The organism is Flavobacterium ammonificans, assembly GCF_020885975.1.
GTDB lineage: Bacteria > Bacteroidota > Bacteroidia > Flavobacteriales > Flavobacteriaceae > Flavobacterium > Flavobacterium ammonificans.
The window spans coordinates 1,949,198-1,972,249 of sequence record NZ_AP025183.1; the positions used below are offsets into that span (position 1 = coordinate 1,949,198).

A 23,052-nucleotide genomic window follows, 5' to 3' on the forward strand; every position below is an offset into this window, starting at 1 on the left:
GTCTAATGATAAACAAGTAAAAATGTTTTCTACTTTATTATTTTCTTATCTCAATATGTCAATGAACGTTAAACTAGTGTGCAGTATTCAGATTTTAGTATTCAGTTACTACTGATCACTAAGTCCTGTGGACTGTCCACTGTTTTTGTGGAGAATAACGGAGTCGAACCGTTGACCTCCTGCGTGCAAGGCAGGCGCTCTAGCCAGCTGAGCTAATCCCCCGTGTTTTAGTTGTCAGTTATCAGTCGTCTGTTGACAGTATAATGATAAAGACAACATCCATCGGATGACTCAACTTCTAAAATTTCCATAAGTTAAAAAATAGTAGTCCCGCCCAGACTCGAACTGGGGACCCCTACATTATCAGTGTAGTACTCTAACCAGCTGAGCTACGAGACTCTGTTTTTTACTTATTTGTATTATTTGAACTAACAGCAAGAGTAATATTATCATGAAATTCAATCCCATGTCGATCTATCGTCTTCTTTCTTGAAAGTGTTACCAAAGTAACTAACATTCAAGCTCTAGAAAGGAGGTGTTCCAGCCGCACCTTCCGGTACGGCTACCTTGTTACGACTTAGCCCTAGTTACCAGTTTTACCCTAGGCAGCTCCTTGCGGTCACCGACTTCAGGCACCCCCAGCTTCCATGGCTTGACGGGCGGTGTGTACAAGGCCCGGGAACGTATTCACCGGATCATGGCTGATATCCGATTACTAGCGATTCCAGCTTCACGGAGTCGAGTTGCAGACTCCGATCCGAACTGTGACCGGTTTTGTAGATTCGCTCCTGGTCGCCCAGTGGCTGCTCTCTGTACCGGCCATTGTAGCACGTGTGTAGCCCAAGGCGTAAGGGCCGTGATGATTTGACGTCATCCCCACCTTCCTCACAGTTTACACTGGCAGTCTTGTTAGAGTTCCCGACATGACTCGCTGGCAACTAACAACAGGGGTTGCGCTCGTTATAGGACTTAACCTGACACCTCACGGCACGAGCTGACGACAACCATGCAGCACCTTGTAATTTGTCTTGCGAAAGTTCTGTTTCCAAAACGGTCAAACTACATTTAAGCCTTGGTAAGGTTCCTCGCGTATCATCGAATTAAACCACATGCTCCACCGCTTGTGCGGGCCCCCGTCAATTCCTTTGAGTTTCATTCTTGCGAACGTACTCCCCAGGTGGGATACTTATCACTTTCGCTTAGCCACTGAGATTGCTCCCAACAGCTAGTATCCATCGTTTACGGCGTGGACTACCAGGGTATCTAATCCTGTTCGCTACCCACGCTTTCGTCCATCAGCGTCAATCCATTAGTAGTAACCTGCCTTCGCAATTGGTATTCCATGTAATCTCTAAGCATTTCACCGCTACACTACATATTCTAGTTACTTCCTAATAATTCAAGTTTAACAGTATCAATGGCCGTTCCACCGTTGAGCGATGGGCTTTCACCACTGACTTATTAAACCGCCTACGGACCCTTTAAACCCAATGATTCCGGATAACGCTTGGATCCTCCGTATTACCGCGGCTGCTGGCACGGAGTTAGCCGATCCTTATTCTTACAGTACCGTCAAGCTCCCTCACGAGGGAGTGTTTCTTCCTGTACAAAAGCAGTTTACAATCCATAGGACCGTCATCCTGCACGCGGCATGGCTGGATCAGGCTTGCGCCCATTGTCCAATATTCCTCACTGCTGCCTCCCGTAGGAGTCTGGTCCGTGTCTCAGTACCAGTGTGGGGGATCTCCCTCTCAGGACCCCTACCCATCGTCGCCATGGTAAGCCGTTACCTTACCATCTAGCTAATGGGACGCATGCTCATCTTTTACCGTTGGAACTTTAATGTGAAAACCATGCGATTCTCACATACTATGAGGTATTAATCCAAATTTCTCTGGGCTATCCCTCTGTAAAAGGTAGATTGCATACGCGTTACGCACCCGTGCGCCGGTCTCAAAGCAGCAAGCTGCTTCTACCCCTCGACTTGCATGTGTTAAGCCTGCCGCTAGCGTTCATCCTGAGCCAGGATCAAACTCTTCATCGTATATTATGCGAAGCAAATAAATTTACTTCTATGTATTATGACAATGATCTAATGGTCTTTTTCGAATCTTACGATTCTATTACTCTTTAATTTGTTTTGAGATCTCTCTCAAAACGGCTGTCAATTCAATATGTCTAGGAACGTGTCTTTTTTATTTGTCGCTTATCTCTCAAAGCGGGTGCAAAAGTACAACTTCTTTTTTATCTCGCAAGTATTATTAAAAGTTTTTTTAAGAAAAATTACTTTCGTTTTACTTACTCAATATATTCAAGAACTTGTCCCCTTTTCGGCCCCGAATTAATCGGGGGGCAAAGATAATTACTTTTTTATCTATAGCAAATTTTTTAAAGTAAAATTTCTTTTATCTTATTTAGGTTTGCTTTTCAATATTGAAGTAAGAACGTCTGCTTTATTGCGGGTGCAAAAGTACAACCTAAATCCGCTTTGGCAAGCTTTTCTACACTTTATTTTTGTTCTTTTTCTTAACTCGCTGATAACCCGTTTTCTATAAATGAAAGTTTTTTTGAATTCAATAGTTGTAAAGAGTATTTATTGATATTTAGCGCAGATTCGCAGATTTTTTAAACATTTAAGTAATTGAAGATTTTTTAAAATTGAAATTACATTTAACCATGTAAGAAATATAAGGTTTGTGAAATTTGAAATTGATTTTTAACCATATAAGTCATTGAAGGTTTGTTGAAATTGAAATTACATTTAACCATATAAAGACATATAAGAAAGTATAAGATTTTTGAACCATTAAGAAATTAAGGAACATGAAGAAGGGTGAATGTTGAACAACGAATATTGAACAACGAATGTTGAATGTTGAAATTGAAATTGTTAATAAAGTTCAACCCGCGTTAGGGATAGCAGCGGCATCCTTTTTAAAAGGGGACTGAGGAACTCGAAGTCCACTTTTAAAAAGATAGAGCGGATAGCACGACCTGAAAGGGAACGCCCCACTTCGACAAGCTCAGTGTTTACAATTATTTATTGGCAGCACTAACTTTGGCTTCCCAAGTCGCACTTAGATTATCAAAATCAACTTTAATTGCAGGAGATTGGTTTTGTAAACGACCTGTTTCGAAGGCGTAGACCAAAATGGATTCTATCAAGTAGTCTTCATTATTGTTGTACGGATCGTATTTGGTTTTTAAATTAATGTCAAAAACTCTTGCTGTGGTATTGGACCAAAAGGCTTTCCATCCACTCTTGAGATCAGCAATTAAATCATAGGTTGATGTACCTGTTTGCCTGTGAATTAATTTAACTAATATCTGACCTTGTTTACGGGATAACTTTTTAAGTTTTGCCTCAAACTCGTTGGTTAAATAATTTTCGACAATCTTGAAGTATTTCTTTTTTTCGCGTTCTGTTTTTAGGTTTGCCATACCTCTGTTTAAAGCCGTCAATCTCTCTGCAGTAATTTTAGCATAAGGATATACTTTTAAAACTCGGTTTTGAAGCAAGGCAAATTGTTTTCTCGCTTCGATATCTAATTTTTCTTTTCGAACAATTAACTCCGGAAGTTCAATAGTATCATTTAAAATCGTGTCGTTCTCTATAATAATGTCCGACTCTTTTTGAATCACTTGGGCTTGAATAGCTGAAGTAAGTAGTAGGAAGCAAATTAAAAATAGTGTGCGTTTCATCGTTGAAAAGTTTAATTACAAAATTATACATTCTATACACAAGTCTAATGCCAAATTTATAATTTAGCAAAAAAATAATTTATGAGCACTACATCTATATTAAACGCAAAATCGATTAGCTTTTTAGAAAGCTACCTTAATAATGCATCTCCGACTGGATTTGAGGCCGAAGGTCAGAAAATTTGGATGGAATATGTAAAACCGTATGTGGACACTTTTATCACTGATACCTACGGAACCGCTGTTGGAATCATCAATCCAGATGCTCCTTATAAAGTAGTAATTGAAGGTCACGCTGATGAAATTGCTTGGTATGTTAACTACATTACGGATGACGGATTGATTTACGTAATTAGAAATGGTGGTTCGGATCATCAAATTGCACCTTCTAAACGAGTAAATATCCATACTAAAAACGGCATTGTAAAAGGTGTTTTCGGTTGGCCCGCTATTCATACGCGCAACAGAGGAAAAGAAGAACCAGCCAAAACTGACAATATTTTTATTGATTGCGGTTGCGAAAACAAAGAGCAAGTTGAAAAACTAGGCGTTCACGTAGGTTGTGTAATTACCTATCCTGACGAATTCATGGTATTGAACGAAAACAAATTTGTTTGTCGTGCCATTGACAACCGAATGGGAGGTTTTATGATTGCTGAAGTAGCAAGATTGTTACACGAAAACGGGAAAAAATTACCTTTTGGATTGTACATTACTAATTCGGTTCAAGAAGAAGTGGGATTGCGTGGTGCCGAAATGATTACTCAAACCATCAAACCTAACGTAGCCATTGTAACCGATGTGTGTCACGACTCTACTACTCCAATGATTGATAAAAAAATTGAAGGAGAAACTAAAATTGGCAAAGGACCTGTTGTTACTTACGCTCCTGCTGTACAGAATAATTTAAGAGAATTGATTTTAAATACTGCCATCGAGAAAAACATTCCTTTTCAGCGACTGGCTTCTTCACGAGTGACTGGAACGGATACGGATGCTTTTGCGTACAGCAATGGTGGTGTGGCTTCGGCTTTAATTTCACTTCCGTTGCGTTATATGCACACCACGGTAGAAATGGTACATCGCGAAGACGTGGAAAATGTCATTAAATTGATTTATGAAACCTTATTAAAAATAGAAAACGAGGAAACTTTTTCGTATTTCAAATAATGCTCCTAATATATGTTTAGAAAATCCGAATTTAACGATTCGGATTTTTTATTATTATGAAAATTAATTTTAAAAACTGTAACAATACTAAAATTGATTTGTCTTTAGCATAGATTAAAAATTCAACCAATTTGAAAAACCAAAATCTAGATATTGCTATTCTCCTAGAACGTTGTAAAGAGAATAATGAAAAAGCACAAATGACGCTTTATAATCAATATTATAAATCCATGTTTAATGTGTCTTTACGCATTGTAGGCGATTCTTATTTAGCTGAAGACATTATGCAAGAAAGTTTTTTGAAAGCATTTACAAAGTTAGAATCTTTTAGTGGTAATGTAACTTTTGGCTCTTGGTTAAAAAAAATAGTCATCAACACAAGTATAAACGAATTAAAAAAATCTAACAAGTACTTATTTGAAAGTTTTGCTGAAAATATAACACTAGCTGATTATGAAGAAGAATCAGAGAACTATTCTGAAATAAAAGTTGAAAGAATTTTAAAAACTATTCAAAGCTTGAAATCAAATTATAGAATCATTCTAACCTTATTTTTCATTGAAGGATATGATTTAGATGAGATAACAAGCATTTTAAATATTAGTAATGAAAACTGTAGAACGATGATGAGCCGAGCAAAAGAAAGTTTAAGAAAAAAATTAAATGAATTATGAGTATTAATAAACTAAATCAACTTTTTGAAAGCCAAAATAATTGGGATTTTGATGAACCGAATTTTGGTCACGAAAAACGATTTCTTGATAAGTTAAAAAAACAACAACCTAAAAAAAAGAAAATTGATTGGTTGTCAATTTCTATTGCGGCTTCACTCTTATTAGGTTTTGGAATATTCATTATTAATTATAACAATAATCAAAATGAAGAAATTGCCTTTTCACCTCAAGTACAAGAAACACATGATTATTTTTCTTCTAAAATTAATAATGAGTTGATAAATTTAAATAAACAAAAAACTCCTCAGAATAAAAAATTGATTTCAGATGCTATGAAAGAGATGGAATCTTTTGAAAATGATTATCAAAATTTGAAAGATGAAATTGCGAAAAATGGTGAAAACAAACAAATTGTCTTTGCCATGATAACCAATATGCAAACTCGAATTTCTTTTATAAATACAGTTCTAAAGCAAGTTGAATACATAAACAAAATAAATAATATTGAAGATGAAAAACATATTTAAATTACTTTTTATCGTTGTATTGCTTCCAATTTTTGGATATGCATCTAATGAAAATCACGCGTACAATAAAGAAAAAAACATTTCAAAAACCTATTCAGTTAACGATGATGCACAAATTAATATTACCAATTCTTATGGGAATATAAACGTTTACTTGTGGGATGAAAACAAAATTTCAGTTCAAGTTAACATCAAAGTTTCAGGAAATAACGAAAAAAAAATTAACGAACGAATTAACTCTATTGATGTAGATTTAGCTGCAACACTGAGCAAAGTTTCAGCAAAAACTTTATTCAAAACAAACGAATGGAAAGGTAACAATATCAGTTATGAAATAAATTATGTCGTAAAAATTCCACGAAATGGAAGTATTGATTTACATAACAAATACGGGAATATTTCGGTAGATAAACTTAATGGAAGTTCGGAAATTGAATGTAAGTACGGAAGTATTTTTTTAGGACAATTTAATAATAAAACAAATAACATAAGAATTGCTTACTCTCCCAATTCAAGTATAAATTCAATAGATAAAATTAATTTACAAAGTCAGTATTCTGAAGTTGATTTCCAAAAAGTAAATCAAATTAACATAGATGGAAATTATAACACTTTTAATTTCCAAAGTGTTGGAATTCTAAATCTATCTTCAAATTATACTAAAATTTATTCAAAATCAATACAGAAAATTGCCATTGATGGAAATTATCTTACAATGAAGTTAGGTGAAATTGGAAATTCCCTAATTGCAAACTCAAATTACAGTGATATTCAATTTTCAACTTCAAATAAAACCGATGCTATTACAATCAATGGAAATTATTCTAATTCTAAAATAACTTGTACATCAGATTATGCTTTTGACATCAATGTTAACCTGAAATATGGCTCTTTTACTGACAATGTAGGATTGAAATATAGCTTAAAGTCAGAAAAAAACTTTTCAAAATCATACTCAGCGTATCATATTTCCCAAGGAAAATCAAAAATAAGTATCAATACTAATTACGGAAGCGTACAACTTTTAACTAAATAACATTATGAAATCGAAGATTCACGAATACAAAAAAACAAATTTTAAAATCATGAGTAAAAAACTAACAGTATTACTAGCATTAATTAGCATTTCAATTGCAAGTGCTCAAAATTGGGATAAAGAAAAAGTAAAAGAAAATGGAGTTCAAACAACAATCAATAGAGCAACAGAATCTTATGACAAAATTGCAACAACTGGTTCATTTAATATTGAATTGGTGTCAGGTAATGAAGGAGCAATTACTATAAAAGGTGATGAAAACATCATTAATTATATCGTTACAGAGGTAATTGACAATGAGCTAAAAGTGTATTTTAAAAAAAATAAAAGTTATAATTACAAACAAGAAATTACAATCATTATTCCGTTTGAAGAAATTAGCGAAATATCATTTACTGGATCAGGAAATATGATCACAAAAAATGCTATAATCGCATCGGATTTTGAAGTAAAAATGGCAGGTTCTGGTGATTGCACTCTTGAAATTAATGCGAAAAATATTGTAGCAAATATTGCTGGTTCTGGAAACTTAAACCTTTCAGGGACAGTTGAAAATTTAGAAGCTAAAACAGCAGGCTCTGGCGATTTAAATTGTGATAAATTAATTTCACAAAATGCAGATGTAGCCGTGTCTGGTAAGGGAAGTTTAGAGGTTAACTGCACCAATAATCTAATTGCTAGAGTAGCTGGAAGTGGCAATATTAGATACAAAGGAAAACCTAAAACTATCGATACAAAGGTTGCTGGTTCTGGTGATATTTCAGGAAATTAAGAGGTTAATTATAAATGAAAGAAGTCCCAAAACTTAAATGCTTTGGGACTTCTTTCATTATGTATATTTATAAACTTTTTAAATAAGTATTAACGTTCTTTTCGATTCGCTCATTAATATTACTAATGTCAGCTTTTACAAATTTTTCGCCTAAGATATTTTCATACAACTCAATATATCGTTCTGAAACAGATTCAATATAAGAATCAGTCATATCCGGAATTTGTTGTCCGTCTTGTCCTTGGAACCCGTTTTCAATTAACCAACGACGTACGAACTCTTTTGATAATTGTTTTTGTTCTTCTCCATTTGCTTGTCTTTCAGCATATCCTTCTGCGTAGAAATAACGAGAAGAATCAGGAGTATGAATTTCGTCAATCAACACAATTTTACCGTCTTTGGTTTTACCAAACTCATATTTGGTATCTACTAAAATCAATCCGCGACTCGCAGCAATTTCAGTTCCTCTTTGAAACAAAGCACGAGTATATTGTTCTAAAACCAAATAATCTTCTTCAGACACAATTCCTTTTGACAAAATAGCCTCTCTTGAAATATCTTCGTCGTGAGAACCATTATCAGCTTTGGTAGTTGGCGTAATTATTGGTGTTGGAAATTTGTCGTTTTCTTTCAATCCCTCAGGCATAGTTACCCCACAAAGTATTCTCTTTCCTGTAGCATATTCTCTAGCTGCATGTCCTGAAACATAACCACGAATTACCATTTCTACTTTGAAAGGTTCGCATAAATGTCCTACAGCAACATTAGGATCTGGTGTTGCGATTAACCAATTAGGAACGATGTCTTGCGTCATGTTCATGAATTGGGTTGCTATTTGATTTAGAATTTGTCCTTTGTATGGAATACCTTTTGGCAAAACCACATCAAATGCCGACAATCTATCCGTAGCAATCATGACTAATAGATCATCATTTATATTGTAAACTTCACGAACTTTTCCGCGATAGACTGATTTTTGACCTGGAAAATTAAAGTTAGTAGTTGTAATTGTAGTACTCATTATTAAGTTGTGTTGTTTGTAATGGCTGCAAATTTAGCATTAATTCATAAAGAATGAAAGTGAATAAAACTATTTATTTAACAATGTTGAATTGAATAAATCTAAGATTCTACTGTACTCATCTACCCACGAATAGGTTTCTTTAAATCCATGTGATTCTACTGGAAAACTAGCTAAACTCCATTTCTTCTTACCTAATTCAATAAAACGTTGTGATAAACGTACAATATCCTTGTACTCCACATTGTCATCCACCATACCGTGTAGCATCAATAAGTTGCCTTCTAAATTATTCGCAAAATAGATTGGCGAACTTTTTTTATAGGCATCGGGATCGGTTTCTGGAAAGTTCAGAATGTTTCCTGTGTAACCATGATTGTAATGTGCCCAATCCGTCACCGAACGCAATGCAGCTCCTGAAGCAAACTCTTTAGGAGTAGTCAACATTCCCATTAAAGTGATAAATCCACCGTAAGAGCCTCCGTAAATTCCAACTCGGTTTTCATCTACTCCACAATTTTGAACTAAGAATTTTTTTCCATCAATTTGATCTGACAAGTCTTTTCCGCCCATAAAACGATAAATTCCAGTTCTCACATCACGGCCGTAACCATCGCTTCCACGGTAATCAATGTCCAAAACAGTATACCCTAAATCAGTCAACATATTATGAAACATATACTCTCTATGGTAAGTACTCCAATGATTATGAGCGTTTTGCAAATACCCAGCACCATGCACAAAAATGACAGCCGCTTTGTTGGCATGACTAGTAGATGGTTTGTACAAACGAGCATAAACCGATGTTCCATCTTGCGCTTTGAAAGTAATCACTTCTGGTGTTCTCCATTTGTATGATTCAAATTCCTTGGTAGTTGAAACAGTAATTTGTTCTAAACTACTCGCTTTTTTATTGGAAGCCCAATACAATTCCCAAGGTTTATTTTTATACGAATATCGAACTAACAAGTTTTTTTCATCTGGTGAAAGACTCACTTCATGAGCACCATCCTTCGTTAAAATAGGTTGTAAAACAGCATCCGAAACATTCATTTTATAAAAACCACGATTCCCAGGATGCGTCTGATTGGTGGTTAAATAAAACGCTTTTTTATCTTTTGATACAACTACGCCACGCACTTCCCAATTGCCTTGAGTTAGTTGCACTTTCTTGTTGGTTCTCAAATTATAGGTATACAAATGCGAGTAACCAGTTTTTTCAGATTGAAAATAAATGGTTTCATTATCTGCTAGGAAACCTAAGGTTCCAGAACTAAAAGCGTAAGACGGAATTCCAGGTCCGCCTATCCAAGCTTCGTCGTGTTGGTGTTCTATTTCTTTAAAGCTTCCGGTAGCTAAATTCAAATTAACTAACCAACGGTCTTTGTTATCCTGACTTCTAATTTCAACTATAGCATACGAACCATCTTCATTATAGATGGGAGCTTGAGCAACAATTAATTTGTCTTTTTTTTCTGCGTTTTTATTCTTCTCATACAATTTAAAATATTCTGGAGCATCTTGTATATGACTTAATGTCGAAAAATTAACGGTGTAAACCGTATCTTTTGCTACGTTATAAATACCAAATTTAGTGTTTACCAAATTGTTTGTTGACACTTTGGATTTGGTAGCTTTCGATTTATTGTAACCGTCAGCAGTAATAAACACTTCCATTTCTTCCTGCCTCACCTCAGATTCTTCTCTTAAACGAAAAGTAACAAAATCTCCTTTAGGACTAACTTTTGTGGCTTCAATTGTATTTTTTCCAACGAAATACGGTTTTGGAAAATCAGATTTTGGATCTTCATTGGCAGTATTCCATTTCTCTTTTTCTTCTTGGTCTCTAATAAACTGAAACAATTCTTTTTGTTGTTCTTTCAGGAAAGACTCTTTTTCTTTTGGTTTATCATCTGATTTCCCTTTTTTGAAATTAGTCAACTGAACTAACGAACCTAGTTTTGTGTCGAATTTAAATAGGTTATCACTCTGTTTGAAAAATAGAACGCCTAGTTCTTTACCTATTTGAAGAGAAGAAACCGGTACACTGTGCTGGTATACCTTTTGTGTTTTTTTGTCTTTAATCGAATAGGAAAAAAGTTGTCCTTTGTCTACAAAATAATAGATTCCTGTCCCCTCTTTTTGAAGCATTCTTAACTTCGAAAATTTAGCTTCTTCTTTGGAAGCTTTTTGAGGAGCCTTCATTCCTTTCTTCCAGAAATAAGTCGAATTGCCCCACTCTTTATTTGGATTCCAATCAAAATAAATTGTGGTTCCATCTAGAGACCATCTTTCGTTTTCAGGAAGATTTCCAATAAAATCATTCCCCTTCATAATCTCTTCCATTTTCAATGTTTGTGCTTGAAAAAAAGAAGAAAACAAAATACAAATAAGTAATACTATATTATTTTTCATAGTAATTTAGTTTAGTTTATTAATAGTTCAATACTGTCTCTGAAAGGTATTTTGCCACTCCATCTTCATGATTGGTTGCAATTACTTCTAAGTGAGATAATTTATTTTTTAAAGTTTCGGGAGCGTTGCCCATAATCAATCCTTTTCCGGTGGTAACAAGCATTAGTTCGTCATTAAATCCGTCACCAAAAGAAACCGCATGGCTAAAATCTAAATTCTCTTTCTCCAATATTTTAGCAATAGCATGACTTTTATCTACTGCTTTATCCATAAATTCAAGACAAATTGGAAGACTAAAAGCATGATTAAATGATCCTGGGTGATGTTCTAAAATCAAATCACGAACCGCAATTAATTTCTCTTGGTTTTCATGCGTAAAGAAAATTTTAATTGCTTCAAAATCCTCTAACTCTCCAAAATTAACTAACTCGCGATGATAGGTTACTTCTTTAGAAAAACTATTCAATTTTTCATTGTGGATGTTGGTTTGCCACACCTCTTCCTTAAACAAAACAGTGGTAATATCTGGATCAATATCCAAATCCAAAATTGATTTTACGGTTTGGCTATTCATGTTAATTGAAAAAAGCAATTCTTTTTCAGGCGAATGGATTCTTGCACCATTGGAAGTCACTAAATACAAAGGAACTCCTAATCTTTCAACTAAAGGCATCGCATCTAAATGATGCCGACCTGTAGCCACAACAATCAAATAATTTTGCTGATGTAATTCTTGAAAAACGGATCTTGTGTAATCCGAAATTACGTGATGTTGATTTAATAAAGTCCCATCCAAGTCACTAATAATAACTTTACAATTTTCTCTAATCATTGTATAACTGCTTCGACTTAATTAATCGTTATTCTCTATTTTTTTGTAGGCCTCAATTACTTTTTTAACCAATCGGTGGCGAACGACATCTTTATCATCCAAGTAAATGATTCCAATACCTTCAACATCTTTCAAAACCAAAAGCGCTTCTTTTAAACCTGAAATGGTTCGGCGAGGCAAATCGACTTGCCCAGGATCTCCCGTAATCATGAACTTGGCATTTTTCCCCATACGGGTCAAAAACATTTTCATTTGGGAATGGGTTGTGTTTTGTGCTTCGTCTAGAATAACAAACGCATTATCTAAGGTTCGACCGCGCATGAAGGCTAAAGGTGCAATTTGAATAATTCCTTTCAAAATATAGTCTTCAATTTTTTCACTAGGTAACATATCTCGCAACGCATCATACAAAGGCTGCATGTACGGATCTAGTTTTTCCTTCATGTCTCCAGGTAAAAAACCAAGATTTTCTCCGGCTTCAACTGCTGGGCGAGTTAGAATAATTCGCTTGACTTCTTTTTCTTTTAAGGCTTTAACCGCCATCGCCACACCAGTATAGGTTTTACCAGTTCCTGCAGGTCCAACAGCAAAAACCATATCGTTTTTCAGTAAGGTATCAACGAGTAATTGTTGATTTGGAGTTAAAGCTTTGATCAATTTTCCGCCTACACCATGAACTAATATTTTGTCGTGTCCTTGGATTTTTCGCTCATCCTGACCATCGCCTAGAATCACGCGTTCAATTACATTGACATCGATATTGTTGTAGCGACTAAAATGCAGCATCAAACGTTGGAATCGTTTTTCAAACTCGTCCAGAACTTCTTTTTCGCCAAACGCTTTAAGCGTAGTTCCTCTAGCTACAATTTTTAATTTAGGATAGTATTTTTTTATGGTTTCCAAATGAGCATCTTGGTCTCCCCAAAATTCCTTTGGAGCGATGTCAACCAATTCAATTATTCTTTCGTTCAAAAGTGGTAGTATTTAGTAGATTAATTCATCTTGAGCACGTCTAAAATAATTAAAGATTCAAATTAGAAAATATTTTTCTTTATTTCGTTTTTGAATTTACTATTGTTAGCTTTGCAATTCTCAAATTTAATGAAAATAAGGCTTACCCAACCCCAATACTTATAAACAAAATTATGTCAATAATTACCCTTACTACCGATTACGGCTTGAAAGATCACTTTGTGGGTGCTCTTAAAGGGAAAATTATTTCTGAATATCCTGAAATTACCATTATTGATATTTCGCACGACATCGATCCGTTCAACATACTTGAGGCCAGTTATATTATTGGAGGAGCTTACAGCAGTTTTCCAAAAGGAACAGTACATATCATTGGTGTGGATAGTGAGCGAAATAAAGAAAACCAACACATTGCCATCCAATGGAACGATCAGTACTTCATTGGTGCTGATAATGGTATTTTGAGTATGCTTACGCAAAAAGTGGTTCCTCAAAAAATGGTGGCTATTACCATTCACGACCGTCTGCATAACGACGCTACTGATTTGGATGTATTTGTAAAAGTAGCCTGCCATTTATCTAAAGGTGGTTTACTAAATGTAATTGGTAAAGAAATTACCCAATTAAAAGCAGTAACTGGTTTACAAGCAACTGTGGCTAACGACTTCAACTCTATCAAAGGGAATGTGATTTACATCGATCATTTTGGTAATGTGGTCACCAATATTTCAAAAAAACAATTTCTAGATGTTGCCAAAGGAAGGCCTTATGAAATTGTTATGAAAACCAAAAATATCAAAACTATTTTACCTAACTATTCTTCTATTGCAACCAATGAAAAATATGCCATAAAGAATTATGAGGGCGAAAAATTAGCTCTTTTTAACGAAGCTGGTTTTTTAGAAATTGCCATTTTTAGAAGTAATCCATCAAAAATTGGTTCGGCAAGTAGTTTACTTGGTTTGAGTTACAGAGACGTTGTACTAATTCAATTTAAAAATTAATTCGGCTATGTTGATACGCATCGTAAAATTGAGTTTTCACGAGGAAAATATTCCTGCGTTTCTAGAAAATTTTGAATTGGTTAAGGATCAAATACGAAATTTCCCAGGAAATCGTTTATTAGAATTGTATCAAGACAAAAACAATGCATCGATTTTCTTTACTTACAGTTATTGGGAAAGCGAAGAAGATTTGGAAAACTATAGAAAATCAGCGTTTTTTAATGAAGTTTGGGATTTTACTAAGAAATTATTCAGTGACAAACCAGAAGCCTGGAGTGTCGATAAATTAGCTAGTTTGGTATAAAATAATAAAGAGTTTAAGATTGCTTCGTTCCTCGCAATGACAGTATGAATCACTCGCAAAGTCAATATGAAATCAATAGTATTACGTGAAATAAAATCGTTCTTTGGCTCACCAATTGGGTATTTGGTGATTGCTATTTTTCTTATTTTAAACGGACTGTTTCTTTGGGTTTTCGAAGGCGATTACAATATTTTAAACTCAGGGTTTGCTGATTTGACTCCGTTTTTCACTTTAGCACCATGGATTCTGATTTTCTTAATTCCTGCGGTAACGATGCGCAGTTTTTCGGATGAAAAAAAACAAGGCACCCTAGAATTATTGCTTACCAAACCCTTGAGTGTTTGGGAAATTGTCTCTGGCAAATTCATCGGAGCAACACTTCTAATTGTTATATCAATTGTTCCTACTTTTATCTACGTAGAAACCATTTCCAGTTTAGGAATGCCCGAAGGAAATATTGATATGGGAAGCACTTTAGGATCGTATTTTGGATTGCTTTTCCTAATAGGTGCTTATGCTGCTATCGGAATTTTTACCTCGACACTTTCAGAGAATCAAATTGTTGCCTTTATACTTGCTGTGTTTTTATGTTTTCTGTTCTTTTTTGGTTTTGAGGGTTTAGCTTCGGTTTTGCCTGATATTTCAAATACAATTGCCTACTTAGGCATGCAAGATCATTATAAAAGTATGAGCCGTGGCGTGTTGGACACTCGAGATATTCTCTATTTTTCAAGTATCATTGTGGTTTTTCTTTCTTTGACTGTTAACCAATTAAAATCGTTTCAATCCTAATGAATACTGCAACTAAAAACAGGCTGAAATCAGTAGGAATAACTATAGTACTACTATTGGTTTTAAATACCATTGGGAGTTTCTTTTTCTTTCGATTTGATTTAACCAAAGACAAAAGATATACACTCTCTCCTACTTCGTTACAAATTATTGAACAGGTTAAAAATCCGTTGTACATCAAAGTATATATGCAAGGAGAATTACCTGCTGAATTCAAACGATTGCAATTGGAAACGCGCCAAATGTTGGAAGAATTTCAAGGCTATAATTCCAAAATTGTATTTGAATTCATCGATCCTTTGGAAGACGAAGCAACCAGCATGGACAATATCAAAGAATTGTACCGTAAAGGGCTTACGCCTATCAACATTTCAGTGGACGACAAAGGAAAGCAGTCGCAAGCGATGGTATTTCCTTGGGCAATTGCAGTTTATGACAACAAAGAAGTCAACATTCCTCTATTGAAAAATATCATGGGCGCATCGACTACCGATAAAGTAATCGGTTCGGTGCAACATCTGGAATATTCCATTGCCGATGCGCTGAATAAAATCACAAAAGAAAAACAAAAGAAAATCGCCATTATCAAAGGAAACGGCGAATTGCACGAAGCCTATATTGCTAAGTTTTTGTTGCAAACCAAAGAGAGTTACCACATTGGACCGTTTACTTTGGATTCGGTAACCAAACAACCTGTCAATACGCTTGAGGCATTAAAAAAATACGATTTAGCCATTATTGCTAAACCGACAGAAGCTTTTTCTGAAAGCGAAAAACAAGTATTGGATCAATACATTGTCAATGGAGGAAAAACCATTTGGTTAATGGAACAAGTTGTAGCCGAAATGGATAGTTTGTATAGTCCAACTGGTAGTGCAATGGCGTTTTCAAGAGACTTAAATCTGAATGATTTTTTCTTTAAATATGGCGTTCGAATTTATCCTGATTTAGTCAAAGACGAACAAGGAAGTCCTATAAAATTAGCTGCTGGCGAACAAGGAAGTGCCACTCAATTTCAAGAATTCAATTGGAAATTTGCACCTCAGGTTTATCCACAAAGCAAGCATCCCATTGTGAAAAATTTGGGCGGAATTAAATTTGATTTTGCCAATGCCATTGATACCTTGAAAAACGGCATTAAGAAAACGGTTTTGTTACAATCTTCACTTTATTCGAAACGAATTGGTACACCAACCGAAATCAACTTGAATAGCGTTAACGAGGAAACTACGCCTGCGGATTATTTGAATAAAGGCACTATTCCACTTGCGGTTCTTTTAGAGGGTAATTTCCATTCGATGTTTGAAAACAGAGTGTTGGCTTTTGACCAAACTAATTTTCAATCTAGTGGAAAAAGCGGTAAAATGATTGTCATTTCAGATGGAGATGTGATAAAAAACCAATTGGATAAAAATTTGCTTCCTGTCGAATTGGGCTACGATCAACGCTCAGGAAATTTATACGACAACAAAGATTTTCTAATGAATTGTGTCAATTATTTATTAGATGATACTGGACTTATTAACATTCGCTCCAAGGATTTAGATTTGCCTTTATTAGACAAAGAAAAGGTCTATGAAAACTACACCTACATACAATTCCTAACTATCGGACTGCCAATAGTAATTTTAGCAGCTTTTGGCTTTCTATTTACTTTCCTCAGAAAAAGAAAATACAGCCGATAGATGTTAATAAAAAATTTTCCATACTAAACTAGTTTACGATATATTTGTAAAAAAGTATATCCCAAAAAATATAAAATATAACAGATGAAATTTATAGTATCGAGTTCGTACTTATTGAAACAATTACAAGTTCTAGGGAGCGTTATCAATAGTAACAATACCTTACCTATTTTAGATAATTTCCTATTTGAATTGAACAACAATCTTTTGACTGTTTCAGCTTCTGATTTAGAGACTACTATGTCGGCTACTTTGGATATTGATTCTACCAGTCAAGGAAGTGTTGCTGTTCCTGCTAAATTGCTTTTGGAAATCCTAAAAACTTTTCCTGAACAACCCTTAACTTTCACAGTTGAAGAAAACAGTACTATCGAAATCAGTTCTAATTCTGGAAAATATGCATTGGCGTATGCTCCAGGCGAAGAATTCCCTAAATCAGTTAACTTAGACGAACCATCTGTAACTTTAGTTCCAGCTGATGTATTAGCAACTGCTATTAGCAAAACTATTTTTGCTGCTGGAAACGATGATTTACGTCCCGTTATGTCAGGAGTGTTTTTCCAATTCTCTCCTCAGGGCTTGACTTTTGTGGCAACTGATGCTCATAAATTAGTAAAATATGCACGTACTGATGTTACCGCTTCTCAAGTAGCTGATTTCATCATGCCAAAGAAACCGTTGAACATCTTAAAGAGTATTTTAGGTGCTTCAGATGCAGAAGTAAAAATTGAATACAACGATTCTAACGCGACTTTCTCATTTGACAATTATTTGTTGATGTGTCGTTTGATTGATGGAAAATATCCAAACTACGAAGCGGTTATTCCTAAAGAAAATCCAAACAAATTAATGATTGATCGTTCTCAATTCTTGAGTTCTGTTCGTCGTGTGGCGATTTTCTCTAACAAAACCACTCACCAAATTCGTTTGAAAATTGCAGGTGCTGAATTGAACGTTTCTGCAGAAGATATTGACTACTCTAACAAAGCAGAAGAAAGATTGACTTGTGATTATCAAGGAGACGATATGCAAATTGGGTTTAACTCTCGTTTCTTAACTGAAATGTTGACCAACTTACAATCGGATATGATTATGTTAGAAATGTCACTACCTAACCGTGCCGGAATCCTTACACCTGTTGATGGTTTAGAAGAAGGAGAAACCGTAACGATGTTAGTTATGCCAGTAATGTTGAATGCCTAAAACAACCATTCAAAATTGAAATAAAAAAACCGCTATTCATAAAAGGATAGCGGTTTTTCTTTTTTACAAGAGATTATTCCACAGGGATGGACAAAATAGGAATTTCAAAATCTGTTGTTAATTTTTTAGTCAAGCTTGGTTTGAAAAGTCCTTCAAAAAAACCTCTTTTATAGGGCAACATAATCAATAAGTCCACTTCTTTGTACATTATAAAATCGGTAATTATTGCTTGGACATCATCGTCTTCAATTACAAAAAACTCAATAGGTTCTGATTTGTATTCTTCTTTCCATTCGGCAATAGTAGCTTTAGCAACATCGGAATCTGAGGTTTTAACATACAAACATTTCACCTTTGCTTTGGCTTTGTGTGCCAATTGTAAAACCAATTCTAAAGCTTTTTTATCTTTTGCTCTAAAACGTGTAGTAAATCCAATTGTATTGATATTTTGAAAGGGCGCATCAGACGGAACACAAAAGACAGGAATACCCGCATCTGTAATTACTGAAGTAGCATTGGTTCCAATAAAAAAACTTTCCCAACCGGTCGCTCCCGAAGTTCCCATAACCACATAATCAATTGATTCTTCCTTGATGGTTTCTTTTATATTGGAAACTAAATCACCTTGCTTGAGTCGATGAGACATTTTTATTTTATCAAGATGTTCCTTTTCAGCAATGGCTCTCAATTTAGGAATTTCGTCCTTAAACATTTCAAATTCACTCAACTCAATTGAATCATATATTGTAATATAATTTTCAGGGAAAAATTGGTTATCATAAATTGGCAACTCAAATGAGTGCAACAAAACCAGTTCGCCCTGAACCAATTTAGCCCACTTTAATGCATGAACAAAAGCATTATGTGAAGCTTCAGAAAAATCTGTTGGAAATAGAATCTTTTTCATTTTTATTAGATTAATGTATTTATCTACCTCTAAGTTAGTCATAATTCATATCACTCAATATGATAATTATCAGTTATTTACAATTAAGCAATAAATAAAATCACACAACCAACAATATGAAAATAGAGAGCTAGAGTTTTATTATCTTTGTGACTTAGAAGAATCGAAAAAATGATACAAAACGACGCTATTGTAGCCTTAGCAACCCCTTCGGGGGCGGGAGCAATTTCAATAATTAGGGTTTCTGGTCAAGACGCCATTCAAATTGGTGCTAGTGTGTTTAAATCTATCAAAAACAAGGATTTAACCCAACAGAAAACCCATACCTTACATTTAGGTCATATTATTGATGAAGGAAAGACTTTAGACGAAGTTTTGATTTCTATTTTCAAAGGACCCAATTCCTACACAGGAGAAAACACGATTGAAATTTCCTGTCACGGATCTACTTATATTCAGCAACAAATTATTCAATTATTACTTCGGAAAGGATGTCGCATGGCTGATGCTGGTGAATTTACCTTACGAGCTTTCTTAAATGGAAAACTCGATTTATCCCAAGCCGAAGCCGTAGCTGATTTGATTTCGTCAGACAATGAAGCGTCCCACCAAATTGCGATGCAACAAATGCGTGGCGGATTCTCTAACGAAATTGCCAAATTGCGTGAAGAATTATTGAATTTTGCTTCGCTTATTGAATTGGAATTGGACTTTGCCGAGGAAGATGTAGAATTTGCTGACCGAACTCAATTTCATGAATTATTGAACCGAATCGAGTTTGTTCTCAAAAGATTGATTGACTCTTTTGCGGTAGGTAACGTCATAAAAAACGGGATTCCTGTGGCCATTGTGGGCGAACCCAATGTAGGAAAATCTACTTTGCTGAATGCGTTGCTGAATGAAGAACGCGCTATTGTTTCGGACATTGCTGGAACCACGCGCGACACCGTTGAAGACGAATTGAATATTGGCGGTATTGGCTTTCGATTTATCGACACGGCTGGAATTCGCGAAACGAAAGATGTGGTGGAAAGCATTGGAATCCAAAAAACATTTGAGAAAATTGAACAAGCGCAAGTCGTATTATATTTGTTTGAAAGTTTAAAGTTTAAAGTTTCAGGTTCTGAATATATTACTGAAATTGAAAAAGTTAAAAACAAATATCCGCTTAAACCTCTTGTAATTGTAATCAATAAATCGGATTTAATTTCAGCTGAAGAAACACAAAGTTTGCTTCAACAACTTGAAACATTAAACCTGAAACAAATTTTAATCTCAGCCAAACAAAAAACGGGCATTGACGAACTGAAAAACACCTTGCTTTCTTTTGTCAATACAGGTGCTTTGCGCAATAATGAAACGATTGTGACCAACACGCGTCATTATGATTCGTTACTCAAAGCTTTGGACGAAATTCAAAAAGTAAAATTTGGATTGGAATCCAAATTATCCAGTGATTTAATGGCTTTGGACATTAAAGAAGCCTTGTATCATTTCGGATTGATCACAGGACAAGTAACTAACGATGAGTTACTTGGAAATATATTTGCCAATTTTTGTATCGGAAAGTAATTATACTTCTTTTATTTTCTAACTGCTTGTTTTTATTGATATTATAAAAATTTATTTTCTAATATTTGTTGCCTTACTTCTTTTAATTAATTATTTTTGTTGCCATTATTGATACAATAGACAATTTTTTGTTGCCTTTTTTAAAAGGCAACAAGAGTTAAAATTGGATGAGGCAACACTAATTTTTTAAATAAATATATTATTACATTATGAAAGTAACTTTGAGACAAAGAAAGAAGGGCAATAAGATTAGTTTGTATCTCGATTATTATAATAATGGAAAACGAGAATATGAGTATTTAAAACTATACTTAATACCTGAACCTGAAAAGGGAAAGGGAAAGTTAACCAAAGCTCAGAAAGATGAAAATTCTAAAATGCTTTCTTTAGCCGAAAGCATTCGATCTAAAAGACACTTAGAAATTCAAAATGGAATATATGGCTTTAACGACAAAGAGAAGTTAAAAGGCCAATTTATTATTTACATGGAAACTCTGGCTGAAAAAAGATTAGAAAGCAAAGGGAATTATGATAATTGGGATAGTACTATTAAGCATTTAAGAAAGCACGCTCCTAAAGATATCTTATTCTCTCAATTAGACAGCAAATTTGTAGAAAGCTTCAGAGACTATCTAAGTAAAACAGCAAGAACTCCATCTAATAAACCTTTAGCAGCCCATTCTGCTCAATCCTATTTTAACAAATTCAGAGCAGCATTAAAACAAGCAGTGAAGAATGGTATTTTAAGAACTAATCCTTCAGAAAATGTTGACAGTTTGCCTCCTGGTGATACTGAAAGAGAATTTTTGACATACGAAGAACTACAAAAAGTCGTGAAAGAAGAATGTGAAATACCAATAATGAAAACTGCATTTATTTTTGCATGCCTTTCTGGGTTACGGTGGTCTGATATAAACAAATTGGTTTGGTCAGAAATCCAACATTCGAATGAAAGTGGATGGTACATTAGATTTAGACAAAAAAAAACTAAATCGACTGAAACATTACCAATATCAGAGCAAGCTTGTAAATTGTTAGGAAAAATAGGAGCCCCTGACGAGAGAGTCTTTAAAGGTTTAAAATATAGTGCATGGCATAATCTAAAATTACAACAATGGATAATGAAAGCAGGTATTAGCAAAACAATTACGTTTCATTGCGCTCGTCACACTTATGCAACCTTGCAATTAACATTAGGAACCGATATATTTACTGTATCTAAATTATTAGGTCACAAAGACATACGAACTACACAAGTCTATGCAAAGATTATTGATGAAAGGAAAAGAGAAGCTGCTAATAAAATAAAATTAGACTTGTAGTACAAATATGTATTAGAAGAAACAACAGTACATTATTTTAGCATTGATATATTTAAAAAAATTAAACTAGTAAAATGGAAGAACACTTATTAATAAATACTTTCATTGAAAAATTTAGCAGGCAAACTATCCTATCTGTTACTCCTTTTTCAAGTTTATATGATGAAATAATTTCAGACAGCTATAAGGTTCAACAAGAAATAAAAGGTCAATTTGTGGCAATTGCCTCTGAAAAAAATATACATTATTTAAACTATGTTAAAGAACGCTTTATAGTTGAAATTTTAAATAAAATTAGCATTCCAACAATAGACAAGTGGGCTGAGACTACTCATTTGAATACTTCAGATTTTCCTTTTTTAAAAAATGAAGAAGTTAAAAATTTGCTAGATATATGGATAGAGCAACCTTTTTTGGACTTGGAAATACAAAATAAAGCACAAGAAATGCAAAAAGATTTTTATTTGTATGCCGTATTTATGGAGGTAACAAAAATTATTCGTCTCATTGATCAATTATTAAAAGCGCCAAATGACAACAAAAAAACTGATGTCATTACTTCTCAAACATTTAAATTAAAAGGAGACACACAAAAAAATATAAAAGATAAAGCAATCGACCTATATGATTCACTATTGAAAAATGAGTATTTAGTAAAGGATTGTAAAAAAGACTTTATTAAATTATTTACAGGACAACAGCCAGAGCACAAGATTGATTGGCAAGGTTTAAAAGGAGAATTAAAATTGTTCATCAATTTATTAATCGAAGAAAATAAAATTGATGACTGCAGATCTAGCAAATGGATAATCACAGCAGCTAATTTTAGATTCTCAGATAAGGACTTTACCCCTGAAACTATTAATAGTACAAAAAAAGCCAAGCATGAACACTATATAAAAACCATAGTTAATCGAATTTGATTACTACTCCGCATCAATTACTTTTTTTTATTATTTTTAAAGCACGCTTTCTTTCGCCTAGCCAACAACAGTCGATTCAAATAAAATTACTACTCCGCCTCCACTCCGCCCCTAAAAGGCGGAGTTCTTTTTTACTCTTTATCACATATATCTTTGTCACGTGTTTGAGAGTTAAAAGTCTCTCTTTCAAGCACAAAAGAGACTATAATTTTAAAAATA

The 23,052-nt window shown here is 34.3% G+C and carries 19 protein-coding genes, 2 tRNA genes and 1 rRNA gene; 13 read left to right on the forward strand and 9 right to left on the reverse strand.

Translation table 11 applies throughout. From position 1 onward, the window contains the following. Positions 1-148: 148 nt before the first annotated feature. The 4 genes from LPC23_RS08780 to LPC23_RS08795 all read right to left on the reverse strand — a co-directional run bounded on the left by LPC23_RS08780 (position 149) and on the right by LPC23_RS08795 (position 3,702). Positions 149-222: transfer RNA gene (locus LPC23_RS08780), tRNA-Ala, on the reverse strand. A gap of 103 nt (positions 223-325) precedes the next feature. Then, positions 326-399, reverse strand: a tRNA-Ile gene (locus LPC23_RS08785). Positions 400-528: 129 nt separating this feature from the next. Beyond that, a 16S ribosomal RNA gene (locus LPC23_RS08790) occupies positions 529-2,044 on the reverse strand. A gap of 992 nt (positions 2,045-3,036) precedes the next feature. Continuing rightward, complete coding sequence (locus LPC23_RS08795; protein ID WP_229329618.1) at positions 3,037-3,702, reverse strand: DUF4294 domain-containing protein; 666 nt, start codon at positions 3,700-3,702, stop codon at positions 3,037-3,039. A gap of 81 nt (positions 3,703-3,783) precedes the next feature. Between LPC23_RS08795 and LPC23_RS08800 the strand changes: the two genes are divergently transcribed. From LPC23_RS08800 to LPC23_RS08820, 5 genes are all read left to right on the forward strand, one after another. Next, on the forward strand, positions 3,784-4,872 hold the full coding sequence (locus LPC23_RS08800) for a M42 family metallopeptidase (protein WP_229329620.1): 1,089 nt from the start codon (positions 3,784-3,786) through the stop codon (positions 4,870-4,872). Between the two features lie 131 nt (positions 4,873-5,003). Beyond that, complete coding sequence (locus LPC23_RS08805; RefSeq protein ID WP_229329622.1) at positions 5,004-5,546, forward strand: RNA polymerase sigma factor; 543 nt, start codon at positions 5,004-5,006, stop codon at positions 5,544-5,546. Beyond that, positions 5,543-6,073 (forward strand): anti-sigma factor, encoded by a 531-nt coding sequence (locus tag LPC23_RS08810; RefSeq protein WP_229329624.1) that lies wholly within the window; start codon positions 5,543-5,545, stop codon positions 6,071-6,073. Before LPC23_RS08805 ends, LPC23_RS08810 begins: the two co-directional genes overlap by 4 nt. Further along, on the forward strand, positions 6,057-7,109 hold the full coding sequence (locus LPC23_RS08815) for a hypothetical protein (RefSeq protein ID WP_229329626.1): 1,053 nt from the start codon (positions 6,057-6,059) through the stop codon (positions 7,107-7,109). The genes LPC23_RS08810 and LPC23_RS08815 overlap by 17 nt, the downstream gene beginning before the upstream one ends. Before the next feature lie 49 nt (positions 7,110-7,158). Further along, entirely contained in the window at positions 7,159-7,881 is a 723-nt protein-coding gene (locus LPC23_RS08820) for a head GIN domain-containing protein (RefSeq protein WP_229329628.1), read from the forward strand. Positions 7,882-7,948: 67 nt separating this feature from the next. Here the strand turns inward: LPC23_RS08820 and LPC23_RS08825 are convergent, their stop codons facing one another. The 4 genes from LPC23_RS08825 to LPC23_RS08840 all read right to left on the reverse strand — a co-directional run bounded on the left by LPC23_RS08825 (position 7,949) and on the right by LPC23_RS08840 (position 13,121). Then, positions 7,949-8,902: a phosphoribosylaminoimidazolesuccinocarboxamide synthase gene (locus LPC23_RS08825; RefSeq protein ID WP_229329630.1), complete on the reverse strand. Its 954-nt coding sequence runs from the start codon at positions 8,900-8,902 to the stop codon at positions 7,949-7,951. A 69-nt stretch (positions 8,903-8,971) separates the two neighbouring features. Continuing rightward, positions 8,972-11,317, reverse strand: coding sequence for a S9 family peptidase (locus LPC23_RS08830; RefSeq protein ID WP_229329632.1), 2,346 nt, complete (start codon positions 11,315-11,317; stop codon positions 8,972-8,974). Positions 11,318-11,336: 19 nt separating this feature from the next. Next, complete coding sequence (locus LPC23_RS08835; RefSeq protein WP_229329634.1) at positions 11,337-12,149, reverse strand: Cof-type HAD-IIB family hydrolase; 813 nt, start codon at positions 12,147-12,149, stop codon at positions 11,337-11,339. 21 nt (positions 12,150-12,170) lie between these two features. Then, positions 12,171-13,121: a PhoH family protein gene (locus tag LPC23_RS08840; protein WP_229329636.1), complete on the reverse strand. Its 951-nt coding sequence runs from the start codon at positions 13,119-13,121 to the stop codon at positions 12,171-12,173. A gap of 173 nt (positions 13,122-13,294) precedes the next feature. Between LPC23_RS08840 and LPC23_RS08845 the strand changes: the two genes are divergently transcribed. The 5 genes from LPC23_RS08845 to dnaN all read left to right on the forward strand — a co-directional run bounded on the left by LPC23_RS08845 (position 13,295) and on the right by dnaN (position 18,109). After that, on the forward strand, positions 13,295-14,125 hold the full coding sequence (locus LPC23_RS08845; protein WP_229329638.1) for an SAM hydrolase/SAM-dependent halogenase family protein: 831 nt from the start codon (positions 13,295-13,297) through the stop codon (positions 14,123-14,125). A 7-nt stretch (positions 14,126-14,132) separates the two neighbouring features. After that, entirely contained in the window at positions 14,133-14,429 is a 297-nt protein-coding gene (locus tag LPC23_RS08850; protein ID WP_229329639.1) for a putative quinol monooxygenase, read from the forward strand. A 66-nt stretch (positions 14,430-14,495) separates the two neighbouring features. After that, entirely contained in the window at positions 14,496-15,221 is a 726-nt protein-coding gene (gene gldF, locus LPC23_RS08855) for a gliding motility-associated ABC transporter permease subunit GldF (RefSeq protein ID WP_229329640.1), read from the forward strand. Further along, complete coding sequence (gldG, locus tag LPC23_RS08860; protein WP_229329641.1) at positions 15,221-16,906, forward strand: gliding motility-associated ABC transporter substrate-binding protein GldG; 1,686 nt, start codon at positions 15,221-15,223, stop codon at positions 16,904-16,906. Before gldF ends, gldG begins: the two co-directional genes overlap by 1 nt. An 84-nt stretch (positions 16,907-16,990) precedes the next feature. After that, positions 16,991-18,109: a DNA polymerase III subunit beta gene (gene dnaN / locus LPC23_RS08865; RefSeq protein ID WP_229324745.1), complete on the forward strand. Its 1,119-nt coding sequence runs from the start codon at positions 16,991-16,993 to the stop codon at positions 18,107-18,109. 73 nt (positions 18,110-18,182) lie between these two features. Here the strand turns inward: dnaN and LPC23_RS08870 are convergent, their stop codons facing one another. Further along, positions 18,183-19,016, reverse strand: coding sequence for a universal stress protein (locus tag LPC23_RS08870; protein ID WP_229329642.1), 834 nt, complete (start codon positions 19,014-19,016; stop codon positions 18,183-18,185). A gap of 171 nt (positions 19,017-19,187) precedes the next feature. On the opposite strand from LPC23_RS08870, the gene mnmE reads away from it, so the two are divergent. The 3 genes from mnmE (at position 19,188) to LPC23_RS08885 (ending at position 22,833) form a co-directional block, all read left to right on the forward strand. Then, on the forward strand, positions 19,188-20,588 hold the full coding sequence (gene mnmE, locus LPC23_RS08875) for a tRNA uridine-5-carboxymethylaminomethyl(34) synthesis GTPase MnmE (protein ID WP_229329643.1): 1,401 nt from the start codon (positions 19,188-19,190) through the stop codon (positions 20,586-20,588). A gap of 221 nt (positions 20,589-20,809) precedes the next feature. Beyond that, complete coding sequence (locus tag LPC23_RS08880; RefSeq protein ID WP_229329644.1) at positions 20,810-21,910, forward strand: site-specific integrase; 1,101 nt, start codon at positions 20,810-20,812, stop codon at positions 21,908-21,910. 74 nt (positions 21,911-21,984) lie between these two features. Continuing rightward, positions 21,985-22,833: a hypothetical protein gene (locus LPC23_RS08885; protein WP_229329645.1), complete on the forward strand. Its 849-nt coding sequence runs from the start codon at positions 21,985-21,987 to the stop codon at positions 22,831-22,833. Positions 22,834-23,052: the final 219 nt, after the last annotated feature.